Origin of the sequence: Streptomyces sp. NPDC014656, assembly GCF_043084305.1 — a bacterium.
GTDB lineage: Bacteria > Actinomycetota > Actinomycetes > Streptomycetales > Streptomycetaceae > Streptomyces.
Window position 1 is genome coordinate 110,846 of the sequence record NZ_JBIBZN010000003.1, and the last position, 15,900, is coordinate 126,745.

At 75.2% G+C, this 15,900-nt stretch carries 17 protein-coding genes; 9 read left to right on the plus strand and 8 right to left on the minus strand.

Going from position 1 to position 15,900, the window contains the following annotated elements:
• The first annotated feature begins 68 nt into the window (after positions 1 to 68).
• Positions 69 to 1,703 (plus strand): phytoene desaturase family protein, encoded by a 1,635-nt coding sequence (locus ACF1ED_RS07960; RefSeq protein ID WP_391757718.1) that lies wholly within the window; start codon positions 69 to 71, stop codon positions 1,701 to 1,703.
• Between the two features lie 38 nt (positions 1,704 to 1,741).
• Here the strand turns inward: ACF1ED_RS07960 and ACF1ED_RS07965 are convergent, their stop codons facing one another.
• On the minus strand, positions 1,742 to 2,416 hold the full coding sequence (locus tag ACF1ED_RS07965) for a hypothetical protein (protein WP_391757720.1): 675 nt from the start codon (positions 2,414 to 2,416) through the stop codon (positions 1,742 to 1,744).
• Between the two features lie 104 nt (positions 2,417 to 2,520).
• Positions 2,521 to 2,907, minus strand: a complete 387-nt coding sequence (locus ACF1ED_RS07970) for a MerR family transcriptional regulator (RefSeq protein ID WP_391757722.1) — start codon at positions 2,905 to 2,907, stop codon at positions 2,521 to 2,523.
• 51 nt (positions 2,908 to 2,958) lie between these two features.
• Here ACF1ED_RS07970 and ACF1ED_RS07975 point away from each other — a divergent pair, with 51 nt between their 5' ends.
• Positions 2,959 to 3,732, plus strand: coding sequence for an MBL fold metallo-hydrolase (locus ACF1ED_RS07975; protein ID WP_391757724.1), 774 nt, complete (start codon positions 2,959 to 2,961; stop codon positions 3,730 to 3,732).
• 39 nt (positions 3,733 to 3,771) lie between these two features.
• On the opposite strand, the gene msrA is transcribed toward ACF1ED_RS07975, so the two are convergent.
• From msrA to ACF1ED_RS08000, 5 genes are all read right to left on the minus strand, one after another.
• Positions 3,772 to 4,299: a peptide-methionine (S)-S-oxide reductase MsrA gene (gene msrA / locus ACF1ED_RS07980; protein ID WP_391757726.1), complete on the minus strand. Its 528-nt coding sequence runs from the start codon at positions 4,297 to 4,299 to the stop codon at positions 3,772 to 3,774.
• 234 nt (positions 4,300 to 4,533) lie between these two features.
• Positions 4,534 to 4,806, minus strand: a complete 273-nt coding sequence (locus ACF1ED_RS07985) for a GlsB/YeaQ/YmgE family stress response membrane protein (RefSeq protein WP_391757728.1) — start codon at positions 4,804 to 4,806, stop codon at positions 4,534 to 4,536.
• A gap of 204 nt (positions 4,807 to 5,010) precedes the next feature.
• Entirely contained in the window at positions 5,011 to 5,844 is an 834-nt protein-coding gene (locus ACF1ED_RS07990) for a class II glutamine amidotransferase (RefSeq protein ID WP_391757730.1), read from the minus strand.
• 121 nt (positions 5,845 to 5,965) lie between these two features.
• A complete protein-coding gene (locus tag ACF1ED_RS07995; RefSeq protein ID WP_391757732.1) occupies positions 5,966 to 7,057 on the minus strand; it encodes a YihY/virulence factor BrkB family protein in 1,092 nt (363 codons plus the stop codon).
• Positions 7,058 to 7,110: 53 nt separating this feature from the next.
• On the minus strand, positions 7,111 to 7,587 hold the full coding sequence (locus ACF1ED_RS08000; protein WP_391757734.1) for a VanZ family protein: 477 nt from the start codon (positions 7,585 to 7,587) through the stop codon (positions 7,111 to 7,113).
• A gap of 429 nt (positions 7,588 to 8,016) precedes the next feature.
• Between ACF1ED_RS08000 and ACF1ED_RS08005 the strand changes: the two genes are divergently transcribed.
• Together ACF1ED_RS08005 and ACF1ED_RS08010 are read left to right on the plus strand one after the other, a co-directional pair.
• Positions 8,017 to 8,697: a DUF4230 domain-containing protein gene (locus ACF1ED_RS08005; protein WP_391757735.1), complete on the plus strand. Its 681-nt coding sequence runs from the start codon at positions 8,017 to 8,019 to the stop codon at positions 8,695 to 8,697.
• Between the two features lie 85 nt (positions 8,698 to 8,782).
• The gene (locus ACF1ED_RS08010; protein ID WP_391757737.1) at positions 8,783 to 9,229 is read left to right on the plus strand and encodes a hypothetical protein; all 447 of its coding nucleotides are present in this window, start codon (positions 8,783 to 8,785) and stop codon (positions 9,227 to 9,229) included.
• A gap of 43 nt (positions 9,230 to 9,272) precedes the next feature.
• Here the strand turns inward: ACF1ED_RS08010 and ACF1ED_RS08015 are convergent, their stop codons facing one another.
• Positions 9,273 to 9,980, minus strand: a complete 708-nt coding sequence (locus tag ACF1ED_RS08015; protein ID WP_391757739.1) for a methyltransferase — start codon at positions 9,978 to 9,980, stop codon at positions 9,273 to 9,275.
• Positions 9,981 to 10,172: 192 nt separating this feature from the next.
• Here ACF1ED_RS08015 and ACF1ED_RS08020 point away from each other — a divergent pair, with 192 nt between their 5' ends.
• From ACF1ED_RS08020 to ACF1ED_RS08040, 5 genes are read left to right on the plus strand one after another with little or no spacing between them, the layout of a single operon-like run.
• Entirely contained in the window at positions 10,173 to 11,351 is a 1,179-nt protein-coding gene (locus ACF1ED_RS08020) for a polyprenyl synthetase family protein (protein WP_391757740.1), read from the plus strand.
• Entirely contained in the window at positions 11,348 to 12,886 is a 1,539-nt protein-coding gene (crtI, locus tag ACF1ED_RS08025; RefSeq protein ID WP_391757742.1) for a phytoene desaturase family protein, read from the plus strand. The genes ACF1ED_RS08020 and crtI overlap by 4 nt, the downstream gene beginning before the upstream one ends.
• Positions 12,883 to 13,890, plus strand: a complete 1,008-nt coding sequence (locus ACF1ED_RS08030) for a phytoene/squalene synthase family protein (protein ID WP_391757744.1) — start codon at positions 12,883 to 12,885, stop codon at positions 13,888 to 13,890. Before crtI ends, ACF1ED_RS08030 begins: the two co-directional genes overlap by 4 nt.
• 13 nt (positions 13,891 to 13,903) lie before the next feature.
• Positions 13,904 to 14,938, plus strand: coding sequence for a DUF5914 domain-containing protein (locus ACF1ED_RS08035; RefSeq protein WP_391757746.1), 1,035 nt, complete (start codon positions 13,904 to 13,906; stop codon positions 14,936 to 14,938).
• A gap of 53 nt (positions 14,939 to 14,991) precedes the next feature.
• Complete coding sequence (locus ACF1ED_RS08040; RefSeq protein ID WP_391757748.1) at positions 14,992 to 15,894, plus strand: oxygenase MpaB family protein; 903 nt, start codon at positions 14,992 to 14,994, stop codon at positions 15,892 to 15,894.
• Positions 15,895 to 15,900: the final 6 nt, after the last annotated feature.

Here is a 15,900-nt window from a genome sequence, read left to right on the forward strand (position 1 = left end):
CATGTCCCGTCCGTCGCGCCTCTGGTGTCCGTCCCCGCCGTCGGCGGTTCCCGGTGGGGGTGGTGCGGATGAGCCGGAGCGTCCTGGTGGGGCGGCCGCTGACCGCGGGCGGGGTCGCGGAGGCCTACGACGCGGTGGTGGTCGGATCGGGGGCGGGAGGACTGACGACCGCGGCCTGTCTGGCCCTGCAGGGGCGGCGGGTGGCCGTGTTCGAGCAGCACTACACCGCGGGCGGCTACACCCACGCGTACCGGCGGCGCGGCTGGGAGTGGGACGTCGGCATCCACTACGTCGGCCAGCTCGGGCGGGGCGAACCGGTCCGGGTGCTGTCGGACTATCTGACCGGCGGTGTGCTGCGGTGGGCTCCGCTGGGGGATCGGGTCGACGAGTACAGGCTGGCGGGCGAGGTGTACCGGACGCCCGTCGGCTTCGCCTCCCACAAGGACGGTCTGATCGCGCGTTTCCCCGCCGAGCGGGCCGGGATCGAGGCGCTGTTCCGGTTGGTCGGGCGGTGCCGGGCGGTGCTGCCCGCGCTCGCGCTGGGGCGGCTGTCGGGCCCGGTGGTACGGCGGCAGGCGCGTCTGCTGCGGGCGGCGGCCGTTCCGCCCGAGGCGCTGAGGCCGGCCAGGGACGTGGTGGAGGGCCTGATCGGTGACGAGCGGCTGCGGCAGGCGCTGCTCACGCAGAGCGCGCTGCTGCTGGCCGATTCCACCCGGCGGCTGCCGTTCTTCCTCCTCGCGGTGCTGTTCGAGCACTTCCGGACGGGCGCCTGGTACCCGGTGGGCGGCAGCGCCGCCATCGCCCGCGCCCTGCTCGGCCCGATCCGGGCCACGGGCGGGGAGGTCTTCGTGCGCGCGCCGGTCGCCCGGATCGAGCTGGAGGGCGCGCGGGCGGCGGGGGTGGTGCTGGCGGACGGCACCCGGGTGCGCGCTCCCGTGGTGGTCAGCGCGGCGGGAGCCCACCACACCTACCGCACCCTGCTGCCCGGCAGGCCCGGGGCGGGGGCGGACCGGCTGGAGGGGATGCGGCGCGGGTTCCCGTTCGTACTGCTCTTCCTCGGCCTGGACGGCACGCCGGAGGAACTGGGGCTGCCCCGGCACAACCTGATGGTCACGGACGGCGACTGCGACGCCTTCTTCGACGGCACCGGCGGCCGCACCAGCGGGCTCTTCGTCTCCTTCGCCTCCGCCAAGGACCCGACCTGGGCCGGACGGCACCCGGGCCGGTCGACCGGCGAGGTCCTCGCCTACGTCTGCCCGGACCTGTTCGAGCCCTTCCGCGACTCCCGCCGGCGCCACCGGGACCCGGCCTACCTGGCGCTGAAGGAGGAGCTCACCGCCGAACTCCTCGACCGGCTGCACCGCGAACTGCCCGGCACCCGAGGGCGGGTCGCGTACCACGAGCTCGGCACCCCGCTGACCGCCGAGCACTTCGCGGGCTGGCCCGGCGGGAGCCTCTACGGCCTCGCCAAGGACGTCGCCGCCTTCGGTGACGGCCGCGGTCCCGGCCTCGCGGACTGGCTGCGCCCGCGCACCGAGGTCCCGGGCCTGTACCTGTCGGGCCAGGACTGCCTCGCCGGCGGTTTCCTCGGCGCGGTCACCGGCGGTCTCCTCGCCGCGCACGAAGCCCTCGACCGCGGCGGCCGGGCCCGCCTGTGGGCGGGGCTGCTGAAACACGGCGTGCGACCGCCCGCGCCCCGGTGAGGGCCGCCCTCCCCCGTCCGCCGGGCTCCGCGCGGCCGCTATTCGGCGATTCCGGCGGCCCGCAGGCTCTCCAGGTCGTCGAGCACTCTCTTGAAGTACCTCGACCGGGGCGGGGCCACGCTCACCAGCGTCGGGTACGGGGACCTGCGGGCGCTGGTGAGGTGGGCACGGGCGCCGCGCGAGAAGCCCTCCGGGTCCGCCGCCTCGGCACGGTCCCGGTGGAGGAGGAACCGGGTCTTCGGGTCACGGCGGACGAGGTGACCGGGAATCCCGGAGAACCCGGTGTCGGAGAAGTCCGCGGCGGTGATGTCCAGCGCCCGGTCGACCTCGGCGTAGAAGCGCTCCGCGCCCTTCCGGAAGGCTTCCCGGACCTCCGCCGGGAGGGAGTGGTGGGCGGGCCGCGTCATCAGTTCCGGCATGCGCCCGGAGAGGGTGACGTGCCGGAAGACACAGGCGGCCGGCGTCATCCGGCCGCCGGAGGCCAGGTCGTGCACCGAGACGTCGCTGAACCGCACGCCGTGCAGGACGCCGCCGGCCCGGCAGTCGCGCAGGGAGAGGTCGTGCACCCTCAGCCCGAACTCCGGGTCCTCGTACTGGGCCAGACTCCCGCCGTTGAAGGTGCAGCGGACGAGGTCGACGCCTCCCAGCGAGCGGGGTGAGCCGTTCACCCGCTCCTGCGAGAACACCCTGCCCGTGATGACCGTGCGTGTCACGTCCCCACCCCTCATCGACTGTGCGGCGGCGCGCCTCGATGCGGTGCCACCGTACCCAGCGGGTCCGACACCGCCCCCACGCGGCCGTCCCCGGCCGTGGCGGGTCAGGACGGCGAGGCCGCGAAGTCGTGGCAGGCCGGGCACTCGCGGACCACGGGGTGGGAGCACTCCAGGACGTGGTCGAGGAAGGCCGCGGTCCGTTCGAGCCGGGCGCGCTGCCGGTCGATCGCGTCGCGCTGCTCGGCGATCAGGTGCCTGCGTCCTTGTGGGCGGCCGTTCAGAAGCCGGGCGATCGCGCCGAGGGACATGCCGGCCCGCTGGCACTTGACCGCGATCGACAGCGCGTCCAGCAGTTCCGGGCCGTAGCGCCGGGCACCGCTCGCGGTGCGCGGGGGTGTGACCACCCCCTCGGCCTCCCAGTGCCGAAGGAGGTGGGTGGAGACTCCGAGGCGTTCGGCCGCCTCGCCGATTCGCAGTGGTCGGGTGCGCATGCGTCCATGATCCTTGACTTCGTGTCGGCACGAACTCCTACCGTCCGGCGCATGCGCATCCACGAACTCAATTGCGGAACCCTCGCCGTCCCGGGAGGGGAAGCCGTCTTCGGGTCCTCCCACTTCGTCTGCCGGTGCCTCCTGATCGAGCTGGAGGACCGGCTCGTCGCCGTCGACACCGGGATCGGGCTCGGGGACATCGAGTCCCCCGGCCTCCGTCTGGGGGAGGACTGGGTCGCGCGGGTCGGCCCGGTGCTCGATCCCGGCGAGACGCTGGTCGCCCGTGTCGTCTCGCTGGGGCTGGATCCTCGGGACGTCTCGGACGTGGTCCTGACCCATCACCACCGCGACCACGTCGGCGGTCTCGCCGACCTCCCGTGGGCCCGCGTCCACGCCACGAGCGCCTGCCGGTCCGCCGTCGAGGCGGGTGACGGGGGCGTCGTGCCCGCCCAGTGGGCGCACGGCGTGAGGTGGGCCCCCGCGCCCGTCCCGGCGGCCCGGTGGCGGGGGCACGCCTCCTGGGCCCTCGACGGCCTGCCGGCGTCCGTCCGCCTGGTCGCGCTGGCCGGGCACTCGCCGGGGCACGCCGGCGTACTCGTCGAGGACGCCTTCCGGGGCCGGGAGCTCCTGCACGTCGGCGACGCGGTCCACCACCGCGCCCAGCTCACCCGCACCGCACCGCCCGCCGTCGAGGCGTTCGCCGCCTCCGCGCAGCACGACGAAACCGCCAGGCTCCGCACGCAACGGCTGCTGGCGGAGCTCGCCGACGAGGGCTCGGTGCGCCTGGTCAGCTCGCACGACCCCGTCCCGCTCGACCGGCCGTGACCGGTCGCGACCGGTACCGACGCGGGGTGCGAGGAGGGCTCAGGCGGTGGGCGTGCCGGTGGCCCGGCCGCGGCGGGGGAGCCTCCAGCCGGGGCGGGGGAAGTGGCAGGTGTAGCCGTCGGGGTAGCGCTGGAGGTAGTCCTGGTGCTCGGGCTCCGCCTCCCAGAAGTCCCCCAGGGGCTCGACCTCGGTCACGACCGGGCCCGGCCACAGGCCGCTGGCGTCGACGTCGGCGATCGTGTCGAGCGCCACGCGCTTCTGGTCCTCGTCCGTGTAGTAGAGGGCGGAGCGGTAGCTGCGTCCGATGTCGTTGCCCTGCCGGTCGCGGGTGCTGGGGTCGTGGATCTGGAAGAAGAACTCCAGCAGGTCCCGGTAGCCCGTGACCGAGGGGTCGTAGAGGACCTCGATCGCCTCGGCGTGGTCGCCGTGGTCGCGGTAGGTGGCGTGGGGCGTGTCGCCTCCCGTGTATCCCACCCGGGTGCCCACGACGCCCGGCTGCCTGCGGATGAGGTCCTGCATCCCCCAGAAGCAGCCGCCGGCCAGAACGGCCTTCTCCGTGTCGCTCATGCGCCCTCCATCGTCCGTGATCGTCCCGCCGGCCCGCGGGCGGGGTTCCGCCCCGGCGGCGGCACTGGCCATCATGCAGCAGTCCGGGGAACGGCGGGCGGGCGGGCGGCGGTGCGCGCCCCCGGCGCCTTCGAGGGCCCCGGGGCGGCCGCGCGACTCCACGCGGAAGGCTCCTCTTCTCCCCCGTGAGGGGCGAGGAGGAGCCTTCCGCGTGGTGCCGCGCCCCTGACGGGGTCAGGCGTGGCGGTGTCGGCCGCCCGCGACGAGGCGGTAGAGACCGAGGAGGATCATCGAGCCGATGATGGCCGCGATCCAGGTGGAGAGGTCGAAGAAGCCGTCGATGGAGTCGACGCCGAATATCACCTTGCCGAGCCAGCCTCCGAGCAGGCCGCCGGCGATGCCGATGAGCATCGTGATGATGATGCCGCCCGGGTCCTTGCCCGGCATGAGGGCCTTCGCGATCAGGCCGGCCAGCAGGCCGATGAGGATCCACGCGATGATGCCCATGATGTGCCTCCGATTCGTCGCCGAAGTGGTCGGTGAACTTCGTCTGCGCCGATTCGGCCGCACCAAACCTCTCTTCTCGAATAAATGTGCAGAGATGAATGTGCGGAAACTGGTGAACGGGCGGAGACCGGCGCATGCGCGGAGGCCGGGCGGTGAACCGCCCGGCCTCTCTCCGGTCCCCCTCCGCCCCCGTCCGGGGCGGCGTCAGGCCGCCGCGGGGGTGAAACGGTGGAGTTCGTCGAGGCCGGGCTGGACGACCCCGTAACTGTTCTCCGGCACCTCGTTCCACGCGCCCGGCAGGTCACCCAGGGGCTCGGACACGATCAGCCGGGTCTCCTCCGACAGGTTCCGCAGGAATCCCACATCCGGATGGAGCCGGCGCAACGCCTCCACCCGGCTGCTGTAGAACAACGAACGGGAAGCCCGCGCACTGGAGTAACGAAAAGCCCAGACCCGCTCGCCGTCGGTGAGCGCGAGCGTCATCTGGAGAGGAAACTCCACCCCGTGCGCCCGCCCCACCCGCTCCACCACCCCCGCCATGGCGGCCACGGCCGCAGGCGGATCCTCCTCCAGACCGAAGGTCAGCGCCAGGTAGAACATCACCTCGGAATCCGTCGTCCCCTCGATGTCCGAATACAGCCCCGGATCGACCAGCAGCGCGAGCTCACGGCGCAGACGCGAGAACCCCGCGATCGCACCGTTGTGCATGAACATCCAGCGCCCGTACCGGAAGGGGTGGCAGTTCGACTGCTGCACCGCCGTCCCCGTCGACGCCCGGATATGAGCGAAGAACAGCGGCGACCGGACGTGATCCGCCAATTCCCGCAGATTCCGGTTGTTCCACGCCGGACCCACGTCCCTCAGCAACGCCGGGGTCTCGCTGTGCTCCGAATACCAGCCCACACCGAACCCGTCACCGTTCGTCGTCTCCACGCCCAGCTTGGAATGCAGACTCTGATCGATCAAAGAATGAGCCGGCTGATACAGAATCGTGTCGAGCAACACCGGTGTGCCCCAATAGGCCAGCCAACGGCACATGCCCGATCACCCGCGTCCCTGCGCGGTCACGGCACTGCGCGCCCTCCGGCCCGCCCCTTCCCGGGACCGTCCCCGCGGGCCGCTCCACCGGCCCCGTCCCACTGCCTCTCCGCACGCCCGCTCAGCCATCGTGACTCCGTTTCCCCTCTTCCTCTTCCGGGAGGCCGGCCCGGCGCCGGTCCTCCTCGCTCCACGCGCGCGTGTCACGCGGTTCGACGTACGGTTCCCGGTCCGGCGGCATGCCTCCCGCCACGGCACGGCGGCGCAGCAGCTCGGCGTCGAACTCCAGTCCCAGGAGCACGGCCAGGTTGCTGATCCACAGCCACACGAGGAAGACGACGACGCCGGCCATGGTGCCGTAGACGCGGTTGTACGAGGCGAACTCGGCGACGTACACCGCGAAGCCCGCCGAGGCCGCCGCCCAGATCAGCAGGGCGAGCACGCTGCCGGGGGTGATCCAGCGCCACCCGCGGCCCTTCGCGTTCGGGCTCCCCCAGTACAGCAGGGCGATCATCACCACGGCGAGCAGGAGGAGGACGGGCCACTTGGCCACCGACCAGACCGTCAGGGCGGTGTCCCCGACGCCCAGCACCTCGCCGGCGCGGCGCGCCACGTCCCCGCTGAGCACGAGCAGCAGGGCGCTCGCGGCGGCCATGACCATCAGCGCCGCCGTCATGCCGAGCCGGAGCGGCAGCAGTTTCCACATGGGGCGGCCCTCGGGGACGTCGTGGACGCGGTTGGCGGCGCGCATGAAGGCGCCGACGTAGCCGGAGGAGGACCACAGCGCCACCAGGAGGCCGACCACGGCCATCGTGACGCCCGTGGCGGCGTTGTCCCGCAGGGCCGCCAGCGCCTGTTCCAGCACGTCGCGGGTGGGTCCCGGCGCCAGGTCGCGCAGGCTCTCCGTCACCCTGTCGGTCGTCCGCCGCCCGCTGATCCCGAGCAGCGAGACGAGGGCGAGGAGCCCGGGGAAGAGCGCCAGTACGCCGTAGTAGGTCAGGGCCGCCGCCCGGTCCATGAGCTCGTCCCGCGTGAACTCGCGCACCGCCCCCTTGAGGACCGCGCGCCAGGAGGCGCCGGAGAGGTCGGTCGGGGAGTCGGGGGCGCGTGCCTCGACGGCGGGGTCCGGCCCGGCGCCCTCGGCGCCGGGCCCGTCGGGGGGTGGGGGCCGGTGTTCCGGCGCCCGGTCTTCGGGGATGCTCCGTTCGGCCATGTCCCGGCGGCTACCCTCCCCGGGCGGTCCTACGCCACCCGGCGCCGGGGGCGTCAGACCGGCGGTTCGACGGGGCGCCGGCGTCGCCACCAGCGGGCTCGGGTGCGGGGATGGACGGCGCGGCCCAGCCGCCGGCCGGCGATCAGGTAGCCGAGGAGCGCCCCCGTCGTGTTGAGGAGGACGTCGTCGACGTCGAAGGCGCGGCCCGTGACGAGCGCGCCCTGCACGAGTTCCACGAGCAGCATGGTGGCCGCGGTGAGGAGCGCGACGCGGAAGAAGCCGCGTGCCCTGCGGGACAGCAGGGGCAGCAGGATTCCGAAGGGGACGCCCAGGAGGATGTTCCCCCCGAGCTGTCTGACGGTCTCCACGAAGCCGGGCCGGCCGAGGTATGCCTCGATCGACCGGCCCGGCGTCAGGTTGCTGTGGGTGAGGGGCGCGGACTCCGGTGAGGCCCCCAGGGTGACCCGGGCCAGGACCGCGGCGAACGCCACCATGCCCACGAGGGCCACCAGGGCGACCAGCGCCCGCACGAACCGCCCGGGCCCGCGCCGGACCGGGACCGCCGCCTCCGATCCCCTCTCCGGCCTCTCCTCCGGCCCCCGGACGTCCGGCTCCGCCCCGTCCGGCCCCTTTCCGTCCGGCCCCTTTCCGTCCGGCTCCGCGCCGCTCCGCCGTTCCCGGGGCCCGGCGGGCTCCGCCGCCTTCCCGTCCCCCGCCGCTCCGGCCCGTCTCCTTGTCGGTCTCCAACCGGTCATGTGCCTCTTCCTCCCCTTGGGCGGCCGCTCGGCGACCGCTCGACGACCGCTTGCGAACGGGCCCCGCGTACCCGCGCCGAGGAGCCGTATGCCGCGCGCCCCGCAGGGGCCGCCTCACCCGGCTCACGCACCCCGGGAACACCAACATCCTTCAAAAACAAAGGAGTTGAGTATGGGAGGAGCGAACGCGGGCATCCGGCGCCCATGGGAGAAGACACCGAGAACAGACCCTCGCCGCCCCTCCGGACACGGAAGCGCTCCGGAGGGAGGTGGCGCCTCGTCACCACCGCGCTGCTCGTGCTCGCCGTCACCCTCATGCTGATCGGCTGGTTCCTCGGGCTCCCCGGTCTGGGCGTCTTCGGAACGGACGTGAAGGACCGTTCCGGTCCCGCCGTCCTGAAGTCCGTCCAGGACCTGAGCCGGTACGAGGGAGCCGCGGGGACCTACCAGGTGGTGGTCGACCTGGAGCACGACGCGCGGTTCCTGCCGGACGCGATCCGCGGCACCCGCACCCTGTACGTGGCGAACGGCAGCGTCGGCGCCTACGTCGACCTGGGCGCCCTCGGGGACGGCGCCGTGACCGTCGACGCCGACCGGACCGAGGCCGCCCTGCGCCTGCCGCACGCCCGGCTGGCCGCCCCGGCGCTCGACCCGGAGCGCTCGTACGCCGTGTCCAAGCAGCGCGGTCTGCTCGACCGGCTGGGCGACCTCTTCTCGGACAACCCCGCGAGCGAGCAGGCCGTCCACGTCCTCGCCGCCCGGCGGATCGGCGACGCCGCCCGCGAGTCCGGCCTGACGGCACGGGCGGAGCGGAACACGACCGCGATGCTGGAGGGCCTCCTGGAAGGGCTCGGCTTCGAGCGGGTGACGGTCACCTACGGGTGAGCGGGAGGCCGCGCGGGTTGCGCAATCCGGGTGGAGTGCCGGAGGACAGGCTCATAAGGGGGCACGGACGGGGCAGGGGCCGGACATGAGCACTCACGACGACGGGCGGCACGGCTCCGGCCGTCCCCCCTCCCCGGACGAGACCACGGTGGAGGCCCTCGGTTCGCTGTCCAAGGCCCTGGAGACGGCGGAACGCGCACGGGGCCACCTGTACGGCTTCCACCAGCTGACCGGCACCTCGGACTTCGAGCTCGACCGGGCGGTCGAGCTCCTGCGGGCCGCCGGGCACGACGCGTGGGCGGACCGGGTGGAGACCGAGATCCTGGGACGCAACGTCATCCCGGACCACTGGACCTTCCAGATCGTGGAGTCCTACAACAGCACCTACTACGAGCCGTTCCGGGAACTGGAGCGCGCGGCGGTCACCGACCTGGCCGGCGGCCGCGAGCACCTCCTCGAAGCCCGCTTCAAGGAACGGCGGCGCACCCCGGGCCACCCCGACCACACCACCGGCGAGGGGGTGGAGGGGTGACCGCTCCTCCCCCGGCGTGACGGTGCCTCCGGCCGGGAGGCGGTCAGGGGCGCACCGCCACGAAGGTGTGCGCGATCCCCGTCTGCCATCCCGGCTGGGGCAGGCGGCGCACCCGGACGAACCCGGCGCCGCGCAGCCGGTCGGCGAACGCGTCCGCGGTGTCGAAGGCCAGGACGCTGTGGTGCAGGTGCTCGTACAGGCCCGCGTCCCCGTGCAGCCGCGCCCACGGCCGGACGAAGCCGTTCATGACCGCCGTCCACAGGAGCCGGTCCGCCGCCCTGCCGCTGAGGGCGTACTCGTGGACGCAGAGGCGGCCCCCCGGCCTGAGCAGCCGGCGGACCGCGCCGAGCACGGCGTCGGGATCCGCGACGTTGCGCAGGAGGTAGGCGGCGAAGACCGCGTCGTAGGGTCCCCCGGCCTCGACGGCGGCCATCTCCTCGACCGGCGCGCGGACGAAGGACACCCGCTCCGGCCAGGGCTTCTCCAGGGCGCGCGCGAGCATGCCGGCGGAGGCGTCGACACCGGTGACGGAGGCACGCGGGAACGCGCGCAGCAGGGCCGCCGTCGACGTGCCGGTGCCGCAGCCCAGGTCGAGCAGGGACGCGCCGGCGCCGCCCCGGGGAAGGCCCAGGCGGCGGGCCGAGCGGAGGAGCTGTGCGTGGTAGCCGGGATTCACCGACGTCATCCGGTCGTAGGTCCGCGCAGCGTGGTCGAAGGCGGTGGCGAGTTCGGTGTCGCGCAGCAAGTCCATGCACACCCTTTCGAAGGAGGCCCCCCACCAGCCTGCCCCGTCCGGGACGGCGTCGTCGCCGACGCACCTCCCCGCGCCGCCATCCGGGCGAACAGCGCCCCGGATCGCCGCAGGACCGGTGCATCCGGAACCGGGGGTGGAACCGAACAACAGACGAACCGCATCGCCCGAGCCCGGCAGCAAGGGAACCCCATGCGCACTCTCGATCCGCCGACCGTCGACCGGAACGTCCCGGCCGCCCTGGACCTCGTGCTCGACGACCTGCTCGCCCGCCGCCTCGACGAGGCCCGCGCGCTGGAGGGGGCCTTCGCCGCGGACATCGCCGCACGGGTGGCGGCCTTCACCCTGGCGGGGGGACGGCGCAGGCGTTCCCAGCTGTTGTGGTGGTCCCTGCGGGCGTGCGGCGGGGGCGCGGCGGAGACCGGCGCCGCCCTGCGTGCCGCGGCCGCCGTCGAACTGATCCAGACCTGCGCCCTCGTCCACGACGACGTGATGGACGGATCAGCGCTCCGCCGGGCCGCTCCCGCCCTGCACACGGCGCTCGACGACCAGTACCGGACGGCGGGCCGCCGTCTTCCCCTCCTCTCCTTCGGCGGGGCCGCGGCGATCCTCGCCGGCGACCTGGCGCTGGCGTGGGCGGACGACGCGTTCGCCGAGGTCCTGCCGAGGAGCCCCCACGCGGACGGGCTCGCGGCCGAATGGCGGGCCATGCGGACCGGGATGGTCGCCGGGCAGTACCTGGACCTCCACGCCCAGGCCACCGGTGACCGCTCCCCCGGGCGGGCCCTGCGGACCGCCGTCCTGAAGACGGCGCGGTACTCGGCGGTCCACCCCCTGGTCCTGGGGGCGCGGCTGGCGGGCGCGGGCGAACGGACCCTCGGGGCGCTGCGCCGCGCCGGGACGTCCGCCGGCGTCGCCTTCCAGCTCCGGGACGACCTGGAGGGGGTGTTCGGTGATCCGGCGAGGACGGGGAAACCCGCCGGCGAGGACCTCAGGGACGGCAAGGCGACCTGCCTCCTGGCCGTGGGCCGCGCCCTGTGCGCCCGGCAGGGGGACACCGAGGGGCTCCGCCTCCTCGACGCCGTGGTCGGCTCCCCGGACGCCACGGACGAGGACCTCCGGCGCGTCGCCGCCCTGCTCGCCCGCTGCGGCGCCCGGGCGTACGTCACGGCCCGCGTGGAGGGGCTGTCCGCGCGGGCCGCGCGGACGGTCCGCGCGGCGGGACTCGCCGCCGGGCCTGCCGAGCGCGTGGTGGGCCTGCTGCTCGACGCCGCCGGCGTCGCGGCCGCCGCGCCGCCTCCCGGCCCGGCGGAGGCCGGCGGGGAACCGGTGCGGCCGGGCGTCCCGGTGGCGGCGGGGGGTGCGAGGTGAGGACGGTTCCGGGCAGGACCGATCACGTGGTGGTGGTCGGGGCCGGGTTCGCGGGCCTGTCGGCCGCCCTGCACCTGCTGGGCGCCGGGCGGGAGGTGACCCTGGTCGAGCGGGACGCCGGTCCCGGCGGCAGGGCGGGCCGGATGGAGCTCGGCGGCTACCGGGTGGACACGGGGCCCACCGTGTTCACGATGCCCGACATCCTCGACGAGGCGTTCGCCGCCGTGGGCGAGTCCCTGCGCGACCGGGTCGAGCTGATCCCCCTCCACCCGGCGTACCGCGCGCTGTTCTGGGACGGGAGCGGCATCGACGTGCACACGGAGGCCGACGTCATGGCGGCCGAGGTGGAGCGGTTCGCGGGGGCCCGGGAGGCCCGGGGCTACCTCAGGATGCGGGAGTGGCTGGGCAGGCTCTACGCGGTGCAGAGGCGCCGCTTCATCGACGCCAACTTCGACTCCCCTGCGCAGCTCCTCCATCCGGACCTGGTCCGTCTCGCCGCTCTCGGCGGACTCGGCCGGCTCGACCGCGCCGTGGGCCGCTTCCTCGCGGACGAGAGGCTGCGGCGCGTCTTCTCCTTCCAGGCGCTGTACGCCGGTGTCCCGCCGTCGCGCGCGCTGGCCGCGTACGCGGTGATCGCCTACATGGACACGGTCGCCGGGGTGTACTTCCCCCGGGGCGGGATGCACGCGGTGCCGGCGGCGATGGCCGACGCGGCCCGGCGGGCCGGGGCCGACCTCCGCTTCGGGGAGGCGGTGAGCGGGCTCGAACGCTCGGGCGGGCGGGTCACCGCGGTGCTGACGGAGCACGGGCGGATCCCGTGCGACGCCGTCGTCCTGACCCCGGAGCTGCCCGCCGCCTACGGGATCCTGGGGCGGCGGCCCCGGCGCCCGGTCAGGACGCGGCACTCCCCCAGCGCGGTGATCCTGCACGCGGGGACCGACCGCACCTGGCCGGTCCTCGGTCACCACACCCTCTCGTTCGGCTCCGCCTGGTCCGGCACGTTCGACGAGCTCACCCGCACGGGAGCGCTGATGACCGACCCCTCCCTCCTCGTCACCCGGCCCACGGCCACCGACCCCGCGCTGGCTCCGCCGGGCCGGCACCTCCACTACGTCCTCGCGCCCTGCCCGAACACCGAGATCGGTCCCGGCGCCGCGCACTGGGGCGAGCTCGGGCCGGCCTACCGGGACGCGCTCGTCGCCGAGCTGGAGCGGCGCGGCCTGACGGGCTTCGGGGACTCGATCGACGAGGAGTGCCTGGTGACGCCCGCCGACTGGACGGCCCAGGGGCACACCGTGGGCACGCCCTTCTCGGTGTCCCACACCTTCGCCCAGACGGGCCCCTTCCGCCCGCGCAACCTCGTCCGGGGCACCGAGAACGCCGTGCTCGCCGGCTGCGGGACCACTCCCGGGGTCGGCGTTCCCCCCGTGCTGATCTCCGGCAAGCTCGCCGCCCTGCGCATCACCGGCCCGGCGGCCGGACGGCCGTCGCGGGCCGCGGCACCGGCCGCCGCCCGGCCGGAGGGCACCAGGTGACCGCCCGCGAGCTCGACGCGGCCGGGGTGACCGACGGCGCGCTCCGGTCCGCGTACGCGGAGTGCCGGCGGCTCAACGCGCGGCACGGCAGGTCCTACTTCCTGGCGACGCGCCTCCTGCCGGTCGAACGGCGCAGCGCGGTCCACGCCCTGTACGGCTTCGCCCGGCACGCCGACGACATCGTGGACGAGGACCGGGGCGCCTCGCCGGCCGAGCGGTCGGCCGCCCTGGACGCCCTGGAGGCGCAGTGGCGGGCCGCGCTGCGCGGCGCCCCGGTCACCGAGCCCGCCGTGGCGGCGGCCGCGGACACCCGTGCGCGTCTGGGCATCAGTCCGCGTCACTTCGACGACTTCCTGTACTCCATGCGCAGCGACCTGTTCGTGACGGACTACCCGACCTACGCCGACCTGCGCCGCTACATGCACGGTTCCGCCGCAGTCATCGGCCTGCAGATGGTGCCGGTGCTGGGGACGGTCGTCCCGAAGGAGGAGGCCGAGCCGTACGCGGCCGCGCTCGGGATCGCCTTCCAGCTGACCAACTTCCTCCGGGACGTGGGAGAGGACCTGGACCGCGGGCGGGTCTACCTGCCGGCCGACCTGCTGGCGGCCTCCGGAGCCGACCGGGAGCTGCTCGAATGGAGCCGGGCGACCGGGCGCGGCGACCCGCGCATCACGGCGGCGATGCGGGCCGCCGCCGCCCTCACCCGGGACGCGTACCGCGAGGCCGAGCCCGGCATCGGCCTGCTGGAGCCGGTGTCGGCTCCGTGTGTGCGCACCGCCTTCGTCCTGTACCGGGAGATCCTGAGCGTGATCGAGGAGGAGGGCTTCGCGGTGGTGCAGCGGCGGGCCGTGGTCGGCAACCGCCGCAGGGCGGCGATCGCCCTGCGCGGCCTCGGGGGCGTGCTGGCCGCGCGCGCCGGGCGCCGGAGGCCCCCGGCCGCCGCGTCCAGGGACGTGGCCCTTCCGACCGGGCCGCCGGGCCGGGCGGGAGGCACGAGGACATGAGAGGGGACGTCAGGTGAGGGAACGTCCGGGAAGGCCCGCCCGGTGGCGGGGGGTCCGCTCCCCGCTGCCGCTGACCCTGCGGCGCGGAGCGGTGCCCTGGGAGGACCAGCGGGCCACGTGGCGCCAGGCCCGGCCGGCGACGATCGCGGCCGCGCTGGAGCGGGCTTCCGCCCGGCCCTCGGGGAACTGGTACGTGGCCGGAGCCTCCGGCGACGTCCGCGCCGACCGGCCCGCGGGCCGGACCGTGGCGGGCACCGAAGTCGTGCTGTGGCGCGACGAGCGGGGCGCGGTGCGGGCCGGGCCGGGCGCCTGCCCCCACCTGGGGGCGCCGCTGAAGGACGCGCCGGTGCGGTGCGGCAGGCTGATCTGTCACTGGCACGGCCTGCCGCTGGACGGCTCCCCCTTCGCCGGCTGGGAGCCCTGGCCGGCGTACGACGACGGGGTGCTGGTCTGGGTGCGGCTGGACCGGGCGGGCGGCGAGGAGCCCACGGAGCGTCCCCCGGTCCCCCCGAGGCCGCCCGCCGGGGACGCGGTGGCGGCCGTCTACACCGGGGCCGGCGCCTGCGAACCGCAGGACGTCGTCGCCAACCGCCTGGACCCGTGGCACGGGGCCTGGCTGCACCCGTACTCCTTCGTGGACCTGGAGGTCCTGGCGGCTCCCGGGGGTGAGGTGCCGGACGAGGAGGACGCACTGGTGGTGCGGGTGTCGTTCAAGGTCGCCGGGCGGGCGGTGGTGCCGGTCACGGCGGTCTTCACCGCGCCGGGACCGCGGACGGTCACCATGCGGATCACGGAGGGCGAGGGGACGGGCTCGGTGGTGGAGACCCACGCCACCCCGCTGACCGGCGCCGGGGCGGCCCGCCCCCGCACGGCGGTGGTGGAGGCCGTGGTGGCCACCTCGGACCGTCCCGGGTTCGCGGTCGCCCGGGCCGTGGCCCCGCTGCTGCGGCCCGCGATGCGGTCCACGGCCGGCCGTCTGTGGCGGGACGACCTCGCGTACGCGGAACGGCGCTGGCTGCTGCGCAGCACGGGCCGGTTCCCGGGGTGACCCCGCGTGGGCCGCGCGGCCCGGGGCAGTCGGAGGGAAGGAGGTGGTGCGCGGTGCGGCCGGTGCCGATCGAGCGGGTGCGCGCGAAGGCGGGCGAAGCGCTGCTGCGGCGGGTGGCAGGACCCACCGTGCACCGGAAGCGCGCCCGGATCCACGGCACTCCCGGTCCGCGCTGGTTCGCCCCGGACCGGCCGGTGCGGGCCGTGCACGGGGACGCCTCGATGTACGTCGGCGGCCTCGCGGCGCTCCTCCTGCAGTCGCTCCATCCCGTGGCCATGGCCGCCGTCTGGGCGCACTCCGGCTTCCGGGGCGATCCCTGGGGCCGGCTCCAGCGGACCAGCACCTTCCTCGCCGAGACGACGTTCGGGACGGCGGCCGACGCCGAGCGGGCGGTGCGGCGGGTGCGGGCCGTGCACGCGGGGGTGGCGGGGACGACGTCGGACGGGGTGGCCTACCGGGCCTCGGACCCGGCCCTGCTCTCCTGGGTGCACCTGGCCGAGACCTCCTGCTTCCTGCGGGCGCACCAGCGGTACGGGGCGGCCCCGCTCGGACGCGACGGCCGGGACGGTTACGTCGCGGACATGGCGTCGGTCGCCCGGCGGCTGGGGATCCCGGACCCGCCCGTGACCGAGGCGGGCCTCGCGGAGGCGCTGCTGCTGCGGCGGGGCGAGCTGGCGGCCACCGCCGAGTCGGCGGCCACGGCCCGGTACCTGCTGGCCGATCCGCCCCTGCCGTGGCCGGCCCGCCTCCCGTACGCGCTCCTCGCGGCGGCGGCCGTCGACCTCCTGCCGGCGTGGGCGCGGGAGTTCGTCGTCCTGCCGGTGCGCGTCCGGCTCCTGCTGCCGGTGGCCCGGCCGGGCGGCCGGCTCGTCACGGCGGCGATCCGCTGGGTGACGCCTCCGCTGCCCGCCCGCCTCGCGCGGCAGGCGGAGGACGGCGGGCCGTCCGGCGGGTGACGCCCG

Coding starts and splice junctions, on each gene's coding strand:
- ACF1ED_RS07970 (WP_391757722.1), bottom strand. CDS start 2,907: ATGCGCACCCGACCACTGCGAATCGGCGAGGCGGCCGAACGCCTCGGA.
- ACF1ED_RS07990 (WP_391757730.1), bottom strand. CDS start 5,844: ATGTGCCGTTGGCTGGCCTATTGGGGCACACCGGTGTTGCTCGACACG.
- ACF1ED_RS08010 (WP_391757737.1), top strand. CDS start 8,783: ATGAGCACTCACGACGACGGGCGGCACGGCTCCGGCCGTCCCCCCTCC.
- ACF1ED_RS07975 (WP_391757724.1), top strand. CDS start 2,959: ATGCGCATCCACGAACTCAATTGCGGAACCCTCGCCGTCCCGGGAGGG.
- ACF1ED_RS08015 (WP_391757739.1), bottom strand. CDS start 9,980: ATGGACTTGCTGCGCGACACCGAACTCGCCACCGCCTTCGACCACGCT.
- msrA (WP_391757726.1), bottom strand. CDS start 4,299: ATGAGCGACACGGAGAAGGCCGTTCTGGCCGGCGGCTGCTTCTGGGGG.
- ACF1ED_RS08020 (WP_391757740.1), top strand. CDS start 10,173: ATGCGCACTCTCGATCCGCCGACCGTCGACCGGAACGTCCCGGCCGCC.
- ACF1ED_RS07985 (WP_391757728.1), bottom strand. CDS start 4,806: ATGGGCATCATCGCGTGGATCCTCATCGGCCTGCTGGCCGGCCTGATC.
- ACF1ED_RS07995 (WP_391757732.1), bottom strand. CDS start 7,057: ATGGCCGAACGGAGCATCCCCGAAGACCGGGCGCCGGAACACCGGCCC.
- ACF1ED_RS07960 (WP_391757718.1), top strand. CDS start 69: ATGAGCCGGAGCGTCCTGGTGGGGCGGCCGCTGACCGCGGGCGGGGTC.
- ACF1ED_RS08005 (WP_391757735.1), top strand. CDS start 8,017: ATGGGAGAAGACACCGAGAACAGACCCTCGCCGCCCCTCCGGACACGG.